This is a genomic window from Proteiniphilum sp., from assembly GCF_034331125.1.
GTDB lineage: Bacteria > Bacteroidota > Bacteroidia > Bacteroidales > Dysgonomonadaceae > Proteiniphilum > Proteiniphilum saccharofermentans.
The window spans coordinates 13,197-33,695 of sequence record NZ_JAXQGC010000033.1 but is presented as its reverse complement, the minus strand read 5'-3'; the positions used below and the strand labels follow the sequence as shown (position 1 = coordinate 33,695).

21 protein-coding genes are annotated in these 20,499 nt (G+C 44.7%); 7 read left to right on the top strand and 14 right to left on the bottom strand.

The window, feature by feature from the left end; translation table 11 throughout:
• Nucleotides 1–19: 19 nt before the first annotated feature.
• From U2P89_RS06835 to U2P89_RS06815, 5 genes are all read right to left on the bottom strand, one after another.
• A complete protein-coding gene (locus tag U2P89_RS06835) occupies nucleotides 20–802 on the bottom strand; it encodes an MBL fold metallo-hydrolase (RefSeq protein WP_322191008.1) in 783 nt (260 codons plus the stop codon).
• Nucleotides 803–1,006: 204 nt separating this feature from the next.
• Nucleotides 1,007–1,921 (bottom strand): hypothetical protein, encoded by a 915-nt coding sequence (locus U2P89_RS06830; protein ID WP_322191007.1) that lies wholly within the window; start codon nucleotides 1,919–1,921, stop codon nucleotides 1,007–1,009.
• Between the two features lie 166 nt (nucleotides 1,922–2,087).
• Complete coding sequence (locus tag U2P89_RS06825) at nucleotides 2,088–2,546, bottom strand: DUF6108 family protein (RefSeq protein WP_322191006.1); 459 nt, start codon at nucleotides 2,544–2,546, stop codon at nucleotides 2,088–2,090.
• 63 nt (nucleotides 2,547–2,609) lie between these two features.
• Entirely contained in the window at nucleotides 2,610–2,891 is a 282-nt protein-coding gene (locus U2P89_RS06820) for a hypothetical protein (RefSeq protein WP_175533512.1), read from the bottom strand.
• A 56-nt stretch (nucleotides 2,892–2,947) separates the two neighbouring features.
• Entirely contained in the window at nucleotides 2,948–3,148 is a 201-nt protein-coding gene (locus U2P89_RS06815) for an RNA polymerase sigma factor (RefSeq protein ID WP_322191005.1), read from the bottom strand.
• Nucleotides 3,149–3,391: 243 nt separating this feature from the next.
• Here U2P89_RS06815 and U2P89_RS06810 point away from each other — a divergent pair, with 243 nt between their 5' ends.
• From U2P89_RS06810 to U2P89_RS06800, 3 genes are all read left to right on the top strand, one after another.
• The gene (locus U2P89_RS06810; RefSeq protein ID WP_322191054.1) at nucleotides 3,392–3,922 is read left to right on the top strand and encodes a DUF4924 family protein; all 531 of its coding nucleotides are present in this window, start codon (nucleotides 3,392–3,394) and stop codon (nucleotides 3,920–3,922) included.
• A gap of 208 nt (nucleotides 3,923–4,130) precedes the next feature.
• On the top strand, nucleotides 4,131–5,090 hold the full coding sequence (rfbD, locus tag U2P89_RS06805; protein ID WP_091908738.1) for a dTDP-4-dehydrorhamnose reductase: 960 nt from the start codon (nucleotides 4,131–4,133) through the stop codon (nucleotides 5,088–5,090).
• Between the two features lie 95 nt (nucleotides 5,091–5,185).
• A complete protein-coding gene (locus U2P89_RS06800) occupies nucleotides 5,186–6,760 on the top strand; it encodes a peptide chain release factor 3 (RefSeq protein ID WP_322191004.1) in 1,575 nt (524 codons plus the stop codon).
• Between the two features lies 1 nt (nucleotide 6,761).
• Here the strand turns inward: U2P89_RS06800 and U2P89_RS06795 are convergent, their stop codons facing one another.
• A complete protein-coding gene (locus U2P89_RS06795; protein WP_322191003.1) occupies nucleotides 6,762–7,685 on the bottom strand; it encodes a mechanosensitive ion channel family protein in 924 nt (307 codons plus the stop codon).
• 80 nt (nucleotides 7,686–7,765) lie between these two features.
• Between U2P89_RS06795 and U2P89_RS06790 the strand changes: the two genes are divergently transcribed.
• The 3 genes from U2P89_RS06790 to U2P89_RS06780 all read left to right on the top strand — a co-directional run bounded on the left by U2P89_RS06790 (nucleotide 7,766) and on the right by U2P89_RS06780 (nucleotide 12,188).
• Complete coding sequence (locus U2P89_RS06790) at nucleotides 7,766–8,593, top strand: tetratricopeptide repeat protein (RefSeq protein ID WP_322191002.1); 828 nt, start codon at nucleotides 7,766–7,768, stop codon at nucleotides 8,591–8,593.
• 37 nt (nucleotides 8,594–8,630) lie between these two features.
• Complete coding sequence (locus tag U2P89_RS06785) at nucleotides 8,631–10,280, top strand: CotH kinase family protein (RefSeq protein ID WP_322191001.1); 1,650 nt, start codon at nucleotides 8,631–8,633, stop codon at nucleotides 10,278–10,280.
• Nucleotides 10,281–10,553: 273 nt separating this feature from the next.
• A complete protein-coding gene (locus tag U2P89_RS06780) occupies nucleotides 10,554–12,188 on the top strand; it encodes a PAS domain-containing protein (RefSeq protein ID WP_092025506.1) in 1,635 nt (544 codons plus the stop codon).
• 31 nt (nucleotides 12,189–12,219) lie between these two features.
• Here the strand turns inward: U2P89_RS06780 and U2P89_RS06775 are convergent, their stop codons facing one another.
• The 8 genes from U2P89_RS06775 to U2P89_RS06740 form a co-directional block, all read right to left on the bottom strand.
• Nucleotides 12,220–13,356, bottom strand: coding sequence for an ABC transporter permease (locus U2P89_RS06775; RefSeq protein ID WP_322191000.1), 1,137 nt, complete (start codon nucleotides 13,354–13,356; stop codon nucleotides 12,220–12,222).
• Between the two features lie 71 nt (nucleotides 13,357–13,427).
• On the bottom strand, nucleotides 13,428–14,534 hold the full coding sequence (locus U2P89_RS06770) for an ABC transporter permease (protein ID WP_322190999.1): 1,107 nt from the start codon (nucleotides 14,532–14,534) through the stop codon (nucleotides 13,428–13,430).
• Entirely contained in the window at nucleotides 14,534–15,271 is a 738-nt protein-coding gene (locus U2P89_RS06765; RefSeq protein WP_076930306.1) for an ABC transporter ATP-binding protein, read from the bottom strand. The genes U2P89_RS06770 and U2P89_RS06765 overlap by 1 nt, the downstream gene beginning before the upstream one ends.
• A gap of 46 nt (nucleotides 15,272–15,317) precedes the next feature.
• On the bottom strand, nucleotides 15,318–16,217 hold the full coding sequence (locus tag U2P89_RS06760) for an ABC transporter ATP-binding protein (protein ID WP_092025394.1): 900 nt from the start codon (nucleotides 16,215–16,217) through the stop codon (nucleotides 15,318–15,320).
• Nucleotides 16,210–17,127 carry an HlyD family secretion protein gene (locus U2P89_RS06755; RefSeq protein ID WP_092025390.1) on the bottom strand — a complete coding sequence of 306 codons (918 nt, stop codon included), beginning with the start codon at nucleotides 17,125–17,127 and terminating at the stop codon, nucleotides 16,210–16,212. Before U2P89_RS06755 ends, U2P89_RS06760 begins: the two co-directional genes overlap by 8 nt.
• A gap of 36 nt (nucleotides 17,128–17,163) precedes the next feature.
• Entirely contained in the window at nucleotides 17,164–18,447 is a 1,284-nt protein-coding gene (locus U2P89_RS06750) for a TolC family protein (RefSeq protein ID WP_322190998.1), read from the bottom strand.
• Nucleotides 18,448–18,581: 134 nt separating this feature from the next.
• Nucleotides 18,582–19,181: a TetR/AcrR family transcriptional regulator gene (locus U2P89_RS06745; RefSeq protein WP_322190997.1), complete on the bottom strand. Its 600-nt coding sequence runs from the start codon at nucleotides 19,179–19,181 to the stop codon at nucleotides 18,582–18,584.
• A 450-nt stretch (nucleotides 19,182–19,631) separates the two neighbouring features.
• Nucleotides 19,632–19,892 (bottom strand): DUF6448 family protein, encoded by a 261-nt coding sequence (locus tag U2P89_RS06740; protein ID WP_322191053.1) that lies wholly within the window; start codon nucleotides 19,890–19,892, stop codon nucleotides 19,632–19,634.
• Between the two features lie 6 nt (nucleotides 19,893–19,898).
• Between U2P89_RS06740 and U2P89_RS06735 the strand changes: the two genes are divergently transcribed.
• A complete protein-coding gene (locus U2P89_RS06735) occupies nucleotides 19,899–20,411 on the top strand; it encodes a Crp/Fnr family transcriptional regulator (RefSeq protein WP_322190996.1) in 513 nt (170 codons plus the stop codon).
• Nucleotides 20,412–20,499: the final 88 nt, after the last annotated feature.

Genomic DNA, 20,499 nt, shown 5'->3' with positions numbered 1-20,499 from the left:
GCCTCCCCGATGGAATTTTTTATAATTTGGAGGAAACAGTATAGGCATCGTGATAAAAGATAAGCGTACGTTTATCTTTTATCGCTTTGTCCATGAAACGTTTTTTTTCTTCCATAGCTATGACCACGCTGTTGTCATAGGCAGAAAGCCAGCTTAATGACAGGTTGAGTGAAGTGGGTACCACGTCGCCCGGAAAGGCGTAATTACCTTCTTCCGTATCGAAAAGCACGGCGATCTGTCCCGGAGTATGCCCGTCATACAACTCCAGCCGGATATGTTCATCGAATTGCATGTCTTCCAGTACAAATTGTAACTGTCCCGCATCATATACCGGCTCAATATTGTCCGGGAAAAAGGAGCCTTTTTCGAAAAGTGAAGGGTTTCTGTAATTCTTCCATTGTGCGAGGCTCAGATGATAAGTGGCGTTAGGATAGGCAGGAACCGCTTCTTTATTGCTGTTAAATACTGTGCAACCGCCACAGTGGTCGAAATGGAGATGGGTAATGATCACGTCGGTCACCTCTTCCGGCGCATATCCGATTTTCCGGATCTCTCCGGCAATATCCTTCTGATTGAAAGGTTGAAAGAATTTCAACCGGGAGTTGTGTTTGTCGCCTATTCCCGCATCCACAAGGATACGTCTTTTATCTGTCTCGATAAAGAGGCAGCGGAGCGCCATCACACACATATTCTTTTCATCTACCTTATATTTTGCCGACCAGTATTTTTTGGGTACGGGGCCGAACATGACCCCGCCATCGCCGAGGAAATATCCCGATTCAATGATATGGAACTTGATCATACTCTATAAATATTTATACAAAATTACCTCTTTTTGCCGTATTCTGTACTGAATACAACTAATTTCATTAAACAACCATAGTCTCCGATCAGTTTTTATACAGATCCAATTATTTAAAAACCGGGATCGTATCTCTTTTTTAAAAGATACAATCCCGGTCTGTTTATTGTGAAGTTTTATGCTGTGTAAGAATCTTTTCCTGCGTCAGAAGTAAAGTTGTACTCCAATAGTTGCCTGATTGGCTTCAGGTCCTTTATTGTTTCTGAAGAGGTTGAACGGTGAATATGAAATAAAGAAACCCAGATCATTGACTCCTCCCTGGGCCAGTAAATCCAGTGTAACGGGACGAATATTCATTTCTCCGGGAAGTTTTGTCTTCTCTTTTTTTCCGTTTTCATTATTCCTCCAAACTGCGGATGATGATGCGGTTTTTACTTTGGCAACTACACCTGCATTCACAAAGAAATGCGATCGAGGTCCTAAATCCCAATTGGTTTCTATGAGGAAAGGAAAGGTGAGATAAGTGTAGTGCAGGCGGGAGTCTCTGTATTCATTGCCCGGTTCGGTGGTGGTAATAACCGATTTGTAATCCTCTACTTCGATGGCTTTGTTGTTTTGCCAGTGGATGGAATTGAACTGAATACCCATACCGACAATTCCGGTAAAATTGCTGTTTCCTATGCGCCATGAACCTTCAATAGGATTCAGGTTGTACTGCAATGAACGACTCAGGTTGACAATGGATGCCAATTCCCGATCGAAATCAAGGCCCTGGGGCAGATTGGAGAATCCCACGCCGAAACCGGCCCAGTGCGAACGGCTTGGACGACGCTTGTTTTTCGGCTTAAAAATATCGGGCACCGATATTTCAAAACTGTTTTCGTATACCCGTTCAATACTTCTCCCGTCAGTAAAGATGCCTTCGTAGACTTTCCGGTTCTCTATGGTATCACCCTGCTCATTTCGATGATATACCGAGATATTTATCTCATTATTGTTTTCTGAAATAACCACTTTCCGGTTGTTATAATGAAAAGTGGTGTCGGCAGGAAACGTTGAGGAAGCTGCCATATACAAGGCCAGCGACAAAAAAACGATGGTAAATGTAGTTTTCTTCATTGTTTTATATTGTTTGATGATTTTATTTCAATTTAAAAATTCAAAATTCAAGATTCAAAATTCAAAATTCAAGATTCAAAATTCAAGATTCAAAATCGTTAAATCTACAAATCCCTTTTCATTTTTCACTCTTCATTCTTCACTCTTACTTCCCAATTCCAAAATCCTATTCTTTTTTAATAAATAGCCGGTTGATCAGTTCTTCGGAATCCTTTCCACCTTCCATATAAATAAGTGTGGCAGTACCGTCGTCCCCGATTTTGAACAAGATGTACCGGTTGGTTTGGTTTTCCTCTTCCGGTAGCTGATAATAACCTGAAGAGATAATACCGTTGCTGATGACTTCTTTTATCTGGTGCGCCTGTTTCTTATCTATTTCAAGGCACTGTTGTATTTCATCCAGGATGGTCCGGTCATATTGCAGGGTAATACTGCGGTATTTGTCGAGTCGATAGTTATGGAGCGCCTTGTCGGAGAGGACTACCATTGTAGCGCCTTTTTGCTTGCCATATTTTTCGAAAACAGTATTGATCCTCAGGTTTTCCTGTGCTTGTACCGTCACTCCGGAGGTTACCAGCAACAGGAAAAGGATAAGCAGGCGTAGAAATGTTCTTTTTATCTTCATTGTGATATCATGTTGATGTTCAAATAGTAAACAGGCTTTATAAGAAGATTCACCATCATTGATTTATTCCAGAATAAAGCGGAGCTGATCTTCTATGATGTCACTCTCGGACTGTACTTTTCCGAAAGATGCTTCAGCATATTTGCGGACTGTGGCCGGATCTGTAATTTGTTTGCCGTCCACCCACACATAGCTTTCGTTCAGTGACGATTGTCGATCGGGACGTGTCAGTAATAGGACGGCGATCAGCAGTGAGGCTGCCACGGCAGTAATTGTCAGTAATTTTCTTAAAAACATGGGTCTGCGGCGAGCAGGAACATTGTTCTCGCTACGGATCTCATTCAATACAGCCAGTGCTGCTGCTTCGTCGTCGAGAAAACGGAATATGGACGCGTATACTTTCAGGTCTTCAGGCAGATTGTCCTGCTGTATGCTTCCATATTTTCATATTGATCGATCCGGTCACGGAAATGCCAGATCTTCAGACATACATCCTGCACCACATCTTCCGCATCCTCGGTATTCCCTGTGATGCGGCGGGCGACTGCGAGTAACGACGGGCGCAGTGCAACGACTATTCTTTTGTATTCAACAATGTCCATACTCATTTATCCGACGAGAAAGGGTGTCAAAACGTATCATCAAAACATAATTTTTTTTCAGTTAACCGGAGATTAGTGTTTTTTTAATGGAAGGCAGGTGTGATTGGCTTTTTTGTTCCGGAGTTGATTTGATCCCTACAATCAGGGCGAGTGAATGTGCTATAACGGTACAATAGTAGAAAATATCCCGGGTCTATGGTGTAAAACTTGATCATAAGTTGTAATTTTGTGCAAAATTACGTTATGTTGATAGCCCGGCAAAAAAAACAAGAGAATATTGCAGAATATTTGCTGTACATGTGGCAACTGGAAGATATCTTGCGATCATATGAATTGGATATCGACAAGGTACAGCAGTCGCTGATTGACCCCGTGTATCATACGGAAGAAGAAAAGAAAGAAGCACGTGACTGGTATGAAGGACTGATCTTGATGATGAAATCGGAGGGTGTACAGAAGGAGGGACATCTGCAAATCAACAAGAACCTGATCATAGACCTTACCGATCTCCATTTACGGTTGTTGAAAGACCCTAAGGAGTCGGCATACATTGGTATTTACTACAATACACTGCCTCATATTGTGGCTTTAAGGGCAAAGTCGGGGAACAAGGATGTATCTGAACTGGAAACCTGCTTCACGGCTTTATACGGGTACCTGTTGCTGAAATTGCAGAAACGGGAAATCTCCGGTGAGACACAGGCTGCCATTGCTCAAATTACCGGCCTGTTACGGCTTCTTTCCCAAAAATATAAAGCTGTTGAGGAAGAGTGAGTTGATCCCGACAAGTCGGGACAGGTAGTGACGATTTAACAATTTACTAATGTGATGATTAGTTAATGAGCCAATCCTGACAAGTCGGGATAACTTGTCCCGATTTTTCGGGAAGTAGAGCCAATGGGAATAATGGATAAAAGGATAATATAATGATTTGTTGATGTGGTAATTAGCAACTCATAATTCATCATTCATAATTAAAAATATGCCCATATTTACAGGTATAACCAAACATCTGGGGGGAACAGAAAAGGATACCCCAAGACAACAATATTTTTACGGGCTGGTACAGAAAAATGTGCTGGTGACCGGAGCCAACGGGCAATTGGGGAACGAGTTGAAAAAAATGACGGACCGGTTGAATTTGCCCTTTAAATTCCTGTTTACCGATATGAGTGACCTTGATGTGACGGACGGGGATCAGGTAGCGGATTTTGTAAGGGATTACCGGGTACTCTATATCGTCAATTGTGCTGCTTATACCGCTGTGGACAAAGCAGAAACAGATGTTGAAAAGGCATATCTCGTAAATGAAAAAGCGGTAGAGAATATAGCGATTGCTGCAAAGCAAGAAGGAGCAAAGGTTATCCATATTTCGACCGATTTCGTATTTGATGGCCTCTCGGAAATCCCTTATACCGAGGATATGCAACCGCATCCGCTTTCGGTTTACGGCCAGTCGAAGCTAAAAGGTGAAGAAGCGCTGCAAGCTGTAGGAGGTGAGTGGATGATTATACGTACTTCATGGTTGTATTCTGAATACGGAAATAATTTTGTGAAGACAATGATCCGGCTGATGAATGAGCGGGATAGATTGACTATCGTGGACGATCAGCGGGGAACGCCGACTTATGCGGCAGATCTGGCAGAGATGATCGTCCATATCCTGCAGTTTTCGGAAGAGACTGAATGGAAAACGGGGATTTATCATTTCTCCAACAAAGGTGAAACTACCTGGTTCGGATTTGCTGAAGAGATCAAAAGGCTTGCAGGTATTGACCGCTGTGAACTGGTACCTGTCAAAACAGAGGAATATGGTGCACCAGCTCCCCGTCCGGCATATAGCGTAATGGATCTGTCCAAAATATGTTCTGCTTTTCATGTGGAGATTCCGGAATGGAAAGAGGGTTTGAAACGATGTGTTGATCTGTTGGTTGAGAAGTGAAGAAGTTGGAAATTAGAACAAGGAAGTCGAGAACTCAGAAGATTTGGGATTTGAAAATCTTGAATCTTAAATCTTGAATTTTGAATTATTAAAAAATGACATTAAAAGAAGAGATACAGCGCCGGCGTACGTTCGCCGTGATCAGTCACCCCGACGCGGGAAAAACCACACTTACGGAAAAATTACTGCTCTTTGGAGGAGCCATTCATGTGGCAGGAGCAGTGAAATCGAACAAAATAAAAAAAACAGCGACCTCGGACTGGATGGAGATAGAGAAACAACGTGGAATTTCTGTCGCCACTTCAGTCATGGGATTTGAATATAACAATCATAAGATCAATATTCTGGATACACCCGGCCACCAGGATTTTGCGGAAGATACCTATCGTACGCTTACTGCGGTAGATAGTGTGATCGTAGTGGTGGACGTGGCAAAAGGGGTAGAAGCTCAAACGCGTAAACTGATGGAAGTATGCCGTATGCGGCATACGCCGGTGATGATCTTTGTCAATAAACTTGACCGGGAAGGGAGGGATCCGTTCGAAATCCTCGATGAACTGGAGGAGGAACTGAAAGTAAATGTTCGACCTTTGAGCTGGCCGATAGATATGGGAGAACGGTTTCGGGGAGTATATAATCTGTACAAGAACAGCCTTGATCTTTATCAACCTAGCAAACAAGTGGTAACCGAGTCGTTGAGACTCGATATTGAGTCGTCTGAACTGGAAAACCATATTGGTGATCGTTTGTCGGAGAAGTTACGCGACGATGTGGAATTGGTTACCGAGGTTTATCCCGCATTCGATAGGGATGAATACCTTGCCGGGAAACTGGCTCCAGTGTTTTTCGGTTCAGCATTGAATAACTTTGGTGTAAAAGAATTACTGGATTGTTTTGTGGATATTGCTCCGTCGCCCCGTGAAGTACAGGCAGAAGAACGAGTTGTGGATTCCTATGAGGACAGTTTTTCAGGATTTGTTTTCAAGATACATGCCAATATGGATCCCAATCATCGTTCCTGTATCGCTTTCGTAAAAGTCTGCTCCGGGAAATTCGAACGGAATGTAAACTATAAGCATGTGCGTTTTAACCGGATGATGAAATTTTCATCGCCGACCGCTTTTATGGCGCAGAAGAAAGAGATCATGGACGAGGCATATGCCGGTGATATCGTTGGATTACCCGATAACGGCAACTTCAAGATCGGTGATACGCTCACTTCGGGTGAGGAGTTGCATTTCAAAGGACTGCCGAGTTTCTCTCCCGAGATGTTCAAATATATCGAGAATGCCGATCCGATGAAATCGAAACAACTCCAGAAAGGGATTGAACAACTAATGGACGAAGGGGTAGCACAGCTCTTTACCAATCAGTTTAACGGACGGAAGATCATCGGGACGGTGGGGCAGCTTCAGTTCGAAGTGATACAGTACCGGCTGCTACACGAATATGGGGCGCAGTGCCGCTGGGAGCCCATCAGCCTATACAAGGCCTGCTGGATCGAGAGCGATGATGCCGCACAACTGGCAGATTTCAAGAAACGGAAATATCAGTACATGGCACATGATAAGGAGGGCAGGGATGTCTTCCTGGCTGAATCGAACTATATTCTAATGATGGCACAGCAGGATTTTAAAAATATCCGCTTCCACTTTAGTTCAGAGTATTAAACTATACAGGCTTTTCCTCCTCTTTTGTAAGATAGACCGACATACGTGGTATTGAACTGATCATTCCCTTTTCGTAAAATTGTTTGTAAACAGTTTCACTCAGATCGTGGTTCACATCGGCCAGGTCTCCTTTCTTCGCCCATACCCGGAAAACGAATTCAAGGGACGTGGGGTTGATCTTGGACATCCTTGCAAAAGGCACGGGTTGTTTCAATACCTTTGGATGCCGGGCGGCGATTTGTAACAGCAACTCTTTTACTTCATCCACATTGCAGCCGTAATCCACATTGACGATAATTTCCGTGCGAAGGGTTCCATCGAGGCTGTTATTGTTGATGATGTTTCCGGTCGACAGTGGCCCGTTGGGTATGTAAATCGTTTTGTTATCACCGGTCCTCAATATGGTATGCATAATACCGATCCTCTCGACCGTTCCCTCCAAGTTCAGTGCCCTGATGTAATCGCCGCTTCTGAAAGGTTTACTCAGGAGAATCATTACTCCGCCCGCAAAATTGGAGAGATTGTCTTTCATGGCAAGCCCTATGGCCAATCCCACCGTACCGATAATAGCGGCGATGGAGATGGTTTTTACTCCCACGGAATTAATGATGATCATGAACAAGACAATAAAAAGGAACGTCTGCAGTACGCTGCTTATAAATCCTTTCAGCGTGTTGTCGATCGAGCTCTTCCGCATGATCTTTGCCACAAAATTGTCAATCTTCGTGATTAAAAAACGACCGATGATAAACAGCACAATCGCAATAAGTATGTTCACTATCAGGTCAATCCCCCATGCGAGTATGTTGTCCAGTACGTGATCGTACCTGCCTTCTTTGATCAGTTGACCGAAAGAGGGATCATTAGGTGAGCGTGGCACAAAAATGCTGTCGGTAGGCAATGATATCTGAAGCAGCGTCATCATTTTAGTTTTTAAACAGTGTAACATCGCAAAAGTACAAAAAAACAGTTATTTTTGTGATTGATATCTATATAATAAACAGAATGAAGATTATTTTTACGGTTATATTGTATTTCTTTGCTTACGTACTTTCGGCACAATCGTTGGATTATATGGGATGGGTAGACCGCTCAGCCAACCATATCGAGCAAAACAGGCTCGATAGTGCTGCAGTGGCACTGCAAAAGGCGATGGCGCTGGAACCGGCAAATGAAAATAATCCCGTTTTACTACTCAATCTCGGAATACTGCAACGGCAATTGGGGCTCTATGATGATGCATATATTTCATTTACCGCCTCCATGGGAAATAATCCGTTGCCCGATGTAGTATTGCACAACCGGGCTTCCCTTTTGTGCGATATGGAACGGTTTGATGAGGCGATGGAGGATTATAACACCCTTATCCGTAACTATCCGGAGGATGTGGAAGCCTATTACCGGAGAGGTCTGCTTTTTCTTGAAAAGAATGAGAGAGCTAAAGCAGAGGATGATTTCAAGGCGTCGGATGCGATAGATCCGGACAATATGTATACGAAACTGAGCAAAGCATTGCTTTATAAGCTGGATGATAATTGGGAAGCTGCAGAGCAGGTTTATACCGGACTGATACAATCTTCTTCTAAAGTTGATCCCAGCTTTTATCTGAACCGTGCGGAATGTTATGTGAACACCGATCAGATATTCAGGGCGTCGGCTGATTTACGGGCTGTGGAAGGATCTCAGAAAGGAAATCCCTATTTTTATATTCTTCGGGGGCGGGTCCGTCTTGCGCAATTCGATAAAATAGCTGCCCGTGCCGATTTCAGGAAAGCCAAAGAACTGGGATACGATACCGATATAGTGAATGATTGGCTGAAAAAAACGGAATAAAAAACAACCGAGAGGCTACAATGTTAATATATAAATTATGATTTACTTACATGCCAAAGAAAAACGGGAACAGATAAAGTCCGTCAAAACCTATACTGCAGGAATAATACTCTTGTACTTCGCATTATTCTCATTTTTTATCTCCTGTTCGGATAATCGGACGGAAGAGTTATCCTCTATCTCCCAACTCGACTCATTTACTTTCCATCCAAAATTCAATGAAGATTTAGAAGAAACTGTATCGGTTATGAGATCAGGTACAGATATAACCGTATCAATCCCTTACAGTGTATCACCTGACGGTTTGATCGCTACATTTACCTATTCGGGTGCATCAGTGAAAATAGGTGATGTTGAACAGGTCAGTGATGTTACAAAAAATGATTTCAGCGAGCCGGTCGTTTATAGTGTTATTGCTGAAGACGGGACAAAAACTGATTATACTGTTACCGTTATAAAGAATCTGCCACGTATACCAAGAGTGTATGTCAATACAACAGGAGGTGCACCTATTCTGGATAAGGAGAATTATGTTAATTCAACGGTCAGGGTTGAGGATATTGATAAATATTATACTGATGGAGACCCTGTTACATCAACAGCCGGAATAAGAGGGAGGGGAAACTCAACATGGGGAATGGATAAAAAACCGTACCGCGTAAAGCTGGACAATAAGGTATCCCTTTTAGGTATGAGTAACGACAAAGACTGGGCGCTTCTTGCCAATCATACGGACAAAACATTATTGAGAAACATTACTGCTTTTGAAATAGCAAAAATAGCCGAAATGAGCTGGACTCCTGCATCTATCAGCGTCGATTTTTACCTGAACGGAACATACCAGGGAGTATATGCATTGACAGAGCATGTAAAGGTTTCGAAAGAAAGGCTTGATATGGAGTTGGTGGGAGACTCCGACAATGAGGGTGAAGCGTTGACCGGAGGTTATTTTCTTGAATTAGATTTTCATTATGATGAACCGAAAAAATTCAGGACAAACAAGATTTATCCAAAACTAAATGATGGGTTGCCAATCATGTTTAAAGATCCGGATAACCCGACAGATGCCCAGTTTGACTATGTAAGGGATTATTTCAACACGGCTGAACGGGTTTTATATTCGGATAACTTCAGGGATCCCGAAAATGGCTATCGCAAGTATATTGATGTAGAGTCGTTCATTAAATATTATATAGTGCAGGAGCTTGCCAAGAATGTGGACGGCAATATGCGGGGCAGTTGTTATATGGCTATTCGCAGGAACGGAAAAATCGAGATGCCGTTAGTATGGGACTTTGATATCGCCTTTGGTAATGCCGACCATATCACTTGGGAACAGGGAGCTACTTCCGCGGGACCTGATGGCTGGTTTATTAAAACTCAATCGCCCTGGTTTGATCAATTGTTTAAAGATCCCTATTTTGTGGCAGAATTAAAAAAACGGTGGAACGAACTGAAACCCGGACTGGATGAAATCCCCGGTTTTATCAGGGACCATGCTCTCGCATTACAGGATGCACAAAAAAAGAATTTTAGTCCGAAACCCGGAGGCGCCGGATGGAGCATCACAAAACCCGAATGGAATACAAAGATAATCAGAGGATCCTATGCTGCTGAAGTCAACTTTTTTGTGGATTTTGTGGAAAAACGCCTCCAATGGCTGGATACAAATATAAATGGATTATAACTATACCCCGGTTTTTCTCTGTCATAGATCAGCCATTGCTAATTAACAATTAGCAATGGCTGATTGAATATCAGATCATACCATATCCCTAAAAATAGGGATGTTTTACCTGAAAAATAGCTATTTATTGTGATTGTAAACACCCTCCGGATTCTGTAATTTTGTTTTGTAAAGGAGTACAAAACCGGCAGAGTCCACAAGAGAGCCTTTTGTATGACAAATCAATTATCACAGCGCAAAACAAAAGATGCTCCGGCAAAACCTATTTTTATTATGCAAGAGAAAATAACCAATACAACATTTGAGAGTTTAGACCAGAATAAACTCCAACGGATGCTCCATATCAAGCAACAGTATGATAAAGGAGTGTTGTCACTCGATGAAGCGAAAAATCGTGTAAAAAGTGAAGTGGGGAGAATTTCGCCCGAAGAGTTTGCCGCCGCCGAACAGATGTTCAAGGACGAGGATCCCGACGAATGCCGTAACGAAGATGTACGTACTATACTGGAGGTATTTGACGGATTGATCCAGGCTGATGAGCCCGGTCTTCCGTACGGTCATCCTATCGATGCTTACCGGCGGGAAAATAAAAAAATGAAGGAATTGCTCCAAAGGGGAGATGAATTGGCCCAAAAGCCGTTTATACTGAATCCCTGGTTGGAGTTGATGGAGCAGATTATACAATATAAAGTTCATTTCAGCCGCAAACAGAACCAACTCTATTCTGCGTTGGAGAGGAAAGGGTTTGACCGTCCTTCTACCACGATGTGGGTATATGACGACGAGATACGAGATGAGATGAACAGTGCATTGGAGATTTTGCGGAATGGAGATGTAAACCCGGAATTCTTTTTCGATGCTTACAGGCAGATGACCGTCGACCTGAGAGACCTGATGGAGAAAGAAGAACTGATCCTCTATCCGACTTCATTGAAACTGATTCCGGAAGAGGAATTTGAGGAGATGAAATCGGGTGACAGGGAAATCGGATTCTTCCTGATCGATATGCCCGATCTCAATCAACGTACATCTCCTGAAGAAGCGAAACCTGTAGCAGAGCAAACCGGTTTGATGGACGACCTGGCTGCGTTGCTGGCAAAGTATGGACAAAATATAGAGACAGACCCCAAGGAGAAAGTACTCGATGTGGCCGAAGGTAAACTTACACTCGAGCAGATAAACCTCCTTTTCCGCCACTTACCCGTGGACATCTCTTTCGTAGACGAAAACGATCTCGTGAAATTCTATACCGATACCGCTCATCGCGTTTTTCCCCGCAGCAAGGGCGTTATCGGGAGAGAGGTGCGTAATTGCCATCCGCCCAAAAGTTTGCATATGGTGGAGGAGATCATTGAGAAATTCCGTAGCGGCAAGGAAAGTAAAGCGGAATTTTGGATCAACAAACCGGGCCTTTTTATTTACATCGTTTATGTAGCGGTAAGAGACAAAGACGGGACCTTCAGGGGAGTGATGGAGATGATGCAGGATTGTACCCATATCCGACAGCTCGAAGGTGAGCGGAGACTGCTTACTTGGGAAGAGGTGCAGCAACAGCAGAATGGGGGAGAAAAGGTAGGTGTCATCCAAAGTGATCAAAGCTATCAAAGCACTCAAAACCATCAAAGTTACAAGAACGATGAGATCGGAAACGGAGAAAACGATGATGATCTAAACGGTGGTGATGGCCCAATTGTTATTACTGCTGAAACCAAACTAAAATCATTGCTCCAACGATACCCTCAGCTAAAGGATGATTTACCCGGTATAAATCCCCGATTTTCCATGCTGAAGAGCCCAATGGCAAGGGTTGTATTGCCTATCGCCACGCTCAAAATGATGAGTGAACAATCGGGTATGCCTCAGCAGGAACTGATTGATAAAATACAAGATCTTGTAGCGACTTATTAAGTTGCCCGGACTACGAATTATCACGTCAGAATCACCCCCTTTTTTTGTAACTAACTACTGCCCACCCATTCAACATGACCGAAAAGAGTCCCAGCATCAACAGGTTCCCGGAGACATCAGCCAATGTGCTGCCGTTCAGGTAAAGCATGCGGAAGGTCTTTGTCAGGTAGTTAAACGGGTTGATGGATGCAATTGCTTGTGCCCAGCCCGGCATGCTTGAGACGGGTGTGAACATACCTCCCAGCAGAATCAGGATCAGGATAAAGAACATCACCAGAAAGCTTGCCTGCTGCATATTTTCGGAATAATTTGAGATGATAATTCCCAGGCCCGATATGGAGAAGATAAAGACAATGGCAGAGAAAAGCACTGCCACGACACTTCCGGCCGGCCAAAGGCCGTATATCAGGTATGCCGCCGAAACGGAGATGATCATTACAACCAGGCCGACAACCCAGAAAGGAATCAGTTTGGCCAGAATAAAACTGATCCTGCTTACCGGGGTGACATTGATCTGGTTGATGGTACCGTTCTCTTTCTCCATCACGATGTTCAACGCGGGCAAAATACCGCATATGATGGTAAGCAACAGCACCATGAAACCGGGGATCATAAAACTTTTATAGTCCAACGCGGGGTTAAATTTGTATTGCGGAACAATGTTTATCCGGGGCATCCGCATTATGGCAGCTCTGGATTGTGCGGGTAGTGTGTGCATCAGTTCACCGCGCAGTTCCGACGAAAAATCGTTCACAATCTGCATGATGTAGTTACTGCCCAACAGCCCCTGCGTACCGTTGACCGAATTGACTGCCATACCCACGCCGGATGCCCTGTTCTTTACCAGATCCACGTCGAACGAAGAGGGAATCTCCAGGATCATATCTGTTTCGCCATGCTCCATATTCATCATGGCTGTCCGGTAATCGGGTGGGGTATCGTTCAGGATAAAGTAGTGTGAAGCGGCGATTTTATCCGTCAGCCTTTTGGAGTAGACGCTTTTGCTGTGATCCACCACGTCAATTTTAATGTTTTTTATTTCAAAACTTACCGCCCATGGGAAGACCAGCAACACCATGGTGGGAAACAGCACAATCAACCTTGGAATCAACGGATTCCTGAACATCTGTTTAAACTCCTTTTCTATTAAGAATTTCAATGTTTTCATATCTTTCAGCTATCAGCATTCTACTTTGAATTTTTGAACGTTTCGAGGATGCAAAGTGAAACGTTCAACAGTTACTCCAATCTTTTCTTGGTGTTCATAATGGTGATTCCCAGTAAAAAAAGAGTCATTCCGATCATCACGAGTACCTCTTTCCAAACCATGATAAACCCCTGTCCTTCAATCATCACTTTTCGCACAGCCGCGATAAACCATCGGGCAGGCACTACGGTAGATAGTGCTTGCAACACCCGGGGCATGCTGTCGACGGGAAAGATCATTCCCGAGAGCATCAGCACGGGAATCATTGCCGTGATAGCCGAAACGATGACCGCGTTGATCTGTTTATCCACTATCGTGGAGACGGTCAACCCGTATGACAATGTTAGCAGAATGTAGATGACAGAGATCAACGAGAGCAGCAAGAGGCTGCCATTGACGGGTACTCCCAGCACAAAGTAACTCAGCAGGAGAATAATAATCAGGTTAATAATGGATATGAACATGTAGGGAATAGTCTTGGCAAAGACCATGGTTCCCTGTTTCAGCGGCGATGCGAGAAGTACCTCCATGGTACCGCGCTCCTTTTCCCGAATAATGGAAACCGATGTCATGATGGTACAAATAATCATCAGCACCAGTCCCATGATGCCGGGGACAAACATGTAGGATGATTTCATGAGGGGATTGTAAATCATCCGGTTCTCGGTTTGAATCTGAAAAGGTATCCGCCCAATGCCCATTTGTTCCTGTTGATACCCTGTAATGATCGCGGTAGCGTAGGTTACCGCGATGGATCCCCGGTTGGGATCAGAGCTGTTAGAGAGTAACTGGACAGCCGCGTCACCCGAATGAACCAGGTTTTCCTGAAAGTTTTGTTGAAACACCACGGCCAATTCGAGTTCCCCTTTTCGCATCGACTCCTCCATCTCGTTCATGGAATGCACGTTCCCCAGATAGGTGAAGTAGGCGTTCTGTTGTATACGCTCCGCGATACCGGTCGTGAAAGCATCAGGAGTAGGATCATACACTGCCACACGAATATCCTGTACTTCCATGTTGATGGCGAAGCCAAATAACAGTATCTGTACCACGGGTATCCCCAGTATCACGAGTAACGTTCTGTTATCCCGGATGATATGATAGAACTCTTTATTTACAAATGCGAGAAATTGCTTCATTAGTCCCCCCTTTCTGCTTTACGTGCCAGTTGGCGGAATACTTCATCCATGGAGTCAGCCTTGAATTGATGGCGCAGCGCCGCCGGTGAGTCGAGCGCGTCGATACGCCCGTCCACCATGATGGATACCCGGTTGCAGTATTCCGCTTCGTCCATATAGTGCGTGGTCACAAAAACAGTGATTCCTTGGTCGGCCGCCTCGTAAATCATCTCCCAGAATTGTCTTCGCATGGCCGGATCCACGCCGCCGGTAGGTTCATCCAGAAAGACGATTTTAGGTTCATGAAAGATGGCTACCGAGAAGGCCAGCTTCTGTTTCCACCCGAGCGGGAGGTATTTCACCAGCGTGTTGCGCTCCCGTTCAAAATCCAATCGTTTCAACAGTGTATCCGTCTTTTCTGCAATTATTTTGTCGCTGAGACCGTAAATACCGGCAAACAGGCGGATGTTCTCCCAAACTTTCAAGTCCTCGTACAACGAGAATTTCTGGCTCATGTACCCGATATTCCGTTTGATAGACTCATTCTGTTTAATGATATCGTAGCCTGCCACGGTTCCTTCCCCGGCCGTAGGCATACTAATGCCGCACAGCATCTGCATGGCGGTGGTTTTACCGGCACCATTGGCACCCAAAAACCCGAAAATCTCTCCCTCCGTCACATCAAAAGTGATGTGATCCACGGCTGTGAAATTGCCGAACTTCTTGGTCAAGCCCGACACTTCTATTACTTTGTTCATGATGATATCTTTTTAGTTCGCTTTCACGTTCCACACCGTACCTCCCTCACATTGCCATAAAGCAATCTTCCACGGTGGGTTTGGCGAGTTCTACACGCACATCATGGAACCCTTTATTCGCCAGGAAATACCTCAACGCATCGGGTTGAAAGGATTCATCCACGGTGATATGGTGCTTATCTCCAAAGGCGAAACTGGTCTTGACTTCGGGGTAGCCGCGCAAAGCTGTCAACAGGGCCGACATGCGGGTACCTTCCACCGACCATAATATCTCCCGGTAGTTGTCGATGATCGCCCGGGGTGTGTCGGTAGCGATAAACTCTCCCTCCCGTATTAACGCGATTCGATCGCATCGACTCGCTTCATCCATATAGGCCGTGGAAACCAGAATGATGATTCCCTGTTCTTTCAGCCGTCCCAGCATGTCCCAGAACTCCTTTCGTGAGACGGGATCCACCCCGGTGGTTGGTTCATCCAGAATTAGTATCTCCGGTTTATGGATCAACGCGCAACTCAGTGCCAGCTTTTGTTTCATTCCACCGGAAAGGGCACCGGCACGACGTTTTTTGAATGGTTCTATCTGCTGGTAAATATCCTTGATCAGGAGGTAATTCTCTTCGATGGTGGTATTGAAGAGGGTAGCGAAAAACGTCAGGTTTTCTTCCACGCTCAAATCCTGGTAGAGCGAAAATCGCCCCGGCATGTAGCCAATGATCTGCCGTACCTTCCGGTAATCCTTTACCGCATCATACCCGTTCATAATTGCCGTGCCGCTATCGGGCAGGAGGAGCGAAGCCATGATCCGGAAGAGCGACGATTTACCGGCCCCGTCCGGGCCGATCACGCCGAATATCTCCCCCTCATCCACCGTGAAAGAGATACCATTCAGGGCATTGATTTTACCCTGTTTCCCATAACTTTTATACAGTTTATTTACTTCAATCATACCTTGGGAACTTTACTTCACCATACATGCCAATCTTAAGAAAACCATCATTCGGAACGGCAATTTTTAGTGCATACACCAGGTTGGCACGTTCATTTTTGGTCTGGATGGTCTTGGGAGTGAATTCCGATTTATCGGATATCCAACTTACCCGGCCGTTATACGACCTCATCCCTCCTTCTCCATCGTCTATCCGCACGGTCACTTCATCGTTCAGCCTGATCCGTGCAAGTTGATCATTGGTCACGTAAGCCCTTAAGAACAGGGTACGGATATCGGCAATTTTAAAGAGGGGAGTCCCCATCGTAGCCAGTTCACCTACCTCCACGTACCGGTTTAATACTGTGCCGGAGATGGGAGAACTGATCCGTGTCTTCTCCAATTGATCGTCCAGTTGAGCCACCCGGATATCGAGGGTTGAGCTCTGTGCCGATATATTCTCACTGCTTTTCCGGAGGGTGGACGTTTGTGCCGAGAGTTGGCTCCGGAGCACTTCCATTTGCGACTCGATATCATCCAACTGTTTCCGGTTGGCGGCGTTGGCGGCAATCAATCGTTCGACACGGACTTTCTCCCGTTCCAGAGTTTTTATCTGTTCTTGGATAGCCGCAGTCTGCTTCCGGATGTCGGGTTGCTGGGCACGAATCCCCTTCGCATTGGCGAGAAGGCTCATCTTCTGAAGATAGAGCTGGGTACTATCTATCCGGCCTACTACCTGACCCGCTTGTAACTGTTCTCCCTCGTTCACATTCAATTCCAGTATGCGACCGGTTGCTTGTGACGACACGATGACTTCCATGGCTTCAAACGATCCGGTGGCATCGTAATCCTCGTCGCCATTGCTACAAGAAAGAAGGAACAGGGACGATGATGCCATAATTGTCAGTAACAGGTAACGATTTGTCTTCATACGATTTTTTATTTCTATTCTTTATTTGATTCTGCTTCAGGGTTGATTCGTGGTGTGTTTGAGCGCGTAGACTGCCATGAGGTATTGAATTTCATGCAGTGTTTTGGCTTGCTTGGCTGCTTCTTCGGCATTGATCTCCTTCATCAGGTCGGAGACGGTTAAGGTACCATTCTCTACCTTCACCTCGGCTGCTTCGCGTATCAATGTCTGGTGGCGGATAATCTCGTCGTCGTCCTGCATCGTCTTTTTATATCGTTCAATCTCTGCCTGCTGTTGCGGTATCTGGACGGACAAGTTGTGCAGGAACGTTTCTCTTTGTATGTCCACCGACTGCTTTTGAAGGTCGATTTTCTTTCTATCGTTGCCCAGCGTGTATAAATTCCCAAAGTTCCACGAAAGGCGTATCCCCCCTAAGAAGTAAGGAGAAAAATCATTGTCGAACATGTTAAGTCCCGGTTTTCCGTAGCCGCCCTGCGCGAAAGCACCCAGTTTCGGCATATTTCTTGCTTTCAATAGCGATTTTTGTGTTTCAACCGCTGCCTCCTGTGCGTTAAACATCTTCAATTCGGGACGATTAATCACGGGAGAAATCAACTCGTCATCGGGAGTTGGTTTCACGAAAACCATGCTTCGGTCGAGTGATTCTCCTGCCAGTACCGACAACATACGAATATACGCTTCAAGCGTTGATTCCAACTGAATACGTTTCTGTCCTGCTTTCAGTTGCTCTACCTTTACCGCACTCAAATCGGCCTCGTTGGCCACCCCGTTCTGTATATAGGCGAGCACGTTGTGGTAGTTGCGTTGCAATTCATTCTCCAGTATAGCCTGTTGCTGCAGGTTTTCCTTCATCAGCAGAATGCCGAAATAGAGGTTATTTACCCGTTCCCGCAAGGCGTAGATTTCCGTCTCCAGTTGCTGCCTCTCCAGTTCCGCGTGAGCTTGCAGGCTCTTTTTACCGGCAGAAATATTGCCCCCGTCCCAGATGAGTTGGTTCAGCTCGGCGATGACACGGTATTGATCCTGATCGGGTACCGGTATTTCGAGGGGCGGCATTCCTTCCGGGAAATCCAGATCAATATGGGGCACATTGGATTGCCAGGTAGCCTGCGCGCTCAGGGTTCCTTGCGGAAGATACGCTTTGTTGGCATTCACGATGCTGTAGTTCTTTGTTTTCTCGATGATGCCGTACCGGGCAATGGCAGGGTAATTGGCTTCCGCTTTCTGCTGTATTTCATCCAGCGTGACGATCTGCCCCACCGCGACCGTACTAAGCATCCAGATCATCCCTGCGAGTAACAAAAATGTTTTTAGTCTCATACTTACAATCATTTATTGCAGTGATTTATTTTTATAACTTTATCTTTTCTCCGGTGACGAATCCGTCCAAATTATGTTCGGCGTTGTCAATTATCAATAACTCGAGCTCGATCAAACGCTAATCAACTCCGTCTTTAGCGAGTTCCCTTCAAAAGTTTTATAAACGTGTGCGTTAAGGATGCAACGTCTTGTTCAATGTCCGATTTAAAATTTGACATTTTCCATTTGAACATTTGATGCCTGAAAGAGGGGATAATTATTTGTGCGATTTGTTCAGACGCGAGGAAACCCATGATTATTTGCTGCTCCTGTGCCTCTTTAATAACCGATTGCACGTGCTTCATCAACGTGCCTATCAACAGCATGATTTTCTCACTCACCCGGACACTTTCATCCATTAACCCTTCAGAGAATACCGCGACCACGTAATGAGGATTCTCTTTAAAATAGCATGCTAGTTTGTCAAAGAGGGAGGTGAAATCTTTCTCGAAATCACCGCTTTTAGGGATCTCTCCGATGATTCTTTGCACATTCTCATGCAAGTAACGGAGCAGGGTAAGTATAATTTCCTCCTTATTTTTGAAGTGCCGGTAAATGGCCCCTTCGGAGAAATTCATTTCATTGGCCAGGTTCTTTATGGTCAAGCCGTTTATACCGGAATTCGTGAGTAGTTTTCCGGCTACTTCAATAATCTCAAGTTGCCTTGGTTTAATATCCATCTTTATTAGCATCATTCTTTTATTTAGCGTTTAAAAATTTATCTTCAAGAATCCTCTATTACTCATAGTTTTGCAGTACGTATTTATGTAGTGTTTCAAAACACCGGAGGTAACAAGTAAAGCGAATTAAACAGCCAGTCGTCGGTTAGCGTTAATAACGTTTTCACCATTATCCCGGAATTAGAGAACTTGCTTTTCTTTCTATCATATCTTTACTCTTTTATTATCCTTCCGAATCCTCATTAGGATGAACGAATGAAAATAGTAATATTCAAATCACACTATATGTAAGTAAATATTCACTTACAAATATACGGTTGAATTTGAAAAATGAGATCAAATTTGATTTATTTAACGTGATTTTTTTTAGTTATTAACACCACAAGGTTATTGCTAAGCTACAAAAAACCGATGACTCGTTCACGAGCATCGGTTTTTTCGCGTTGTATTCCAAAGGAATGAAAATTAATGATGGTGGTGCCCCCCAGCTTCTAAGATATCATGTACCGCTTCCACGGCATGTGTATAGTCCACATAAGCAGCCACGTACTGGCGCCCTTCTTCCACGGAACGATCCTTCACTCGGTATAAGGCAGCTGCTTTTTCGTATTTTTCCGTTAATTGCCGGTTCACATGCCTATTAAGTGCTGTTAGCAGCCCGCTAAAATCACCGGTTTCCAGCGCCTTATCGCTCATCACAGTGATGTGTGCGGTAGTCCCATCCAGTTCGTGATGCTATTGGTACAAGGCAGCGTACGGACGGAGATGATCACCATGGAAGGGAACGTGTTGGATATCGATATCATGGAGGCGGTCATCCCGTTAACCCCCTCGTTTATCTACGGAGTAAAAAACAACTATCCGGTAGATGTGATCGCGGTGGAGGCCGCCATCTTCCTGAAGATCTCGAAGGAAGCATGGCTGGATGAGATGGCCAACAATAAACAGCTGTTGACCAACTTTCTCACGATGAATGCCGACTTTACCCTTTTCCTTACCAACAAATTGCAGATGATCTCGTTAAAAAGCCTGAGGAAGAAACTGGCTACCTACTTTCTGGAGATGACCACCGCGGAGGACGGTACGCTCACGCTGAAACGTTCGCGTACCGAGCTGGCGGAGTATTTCGGGGTACAGCGCCAGTCGCTCGCCCGATCCCTGAAAGAGATGGAGGAGGACGGGATTATTCAATTGGAAGGGCGCATGGTTAAGATCCTTGACCGGAACCAGCTTATCAGGGAGTGATTAGGTGATTTTCAAGAAAGAACTCCTCGTAACGTTTTTCTTCGTATATTTGCAAAAACAGCTGAATATCAACCATTAAAAATTAAAC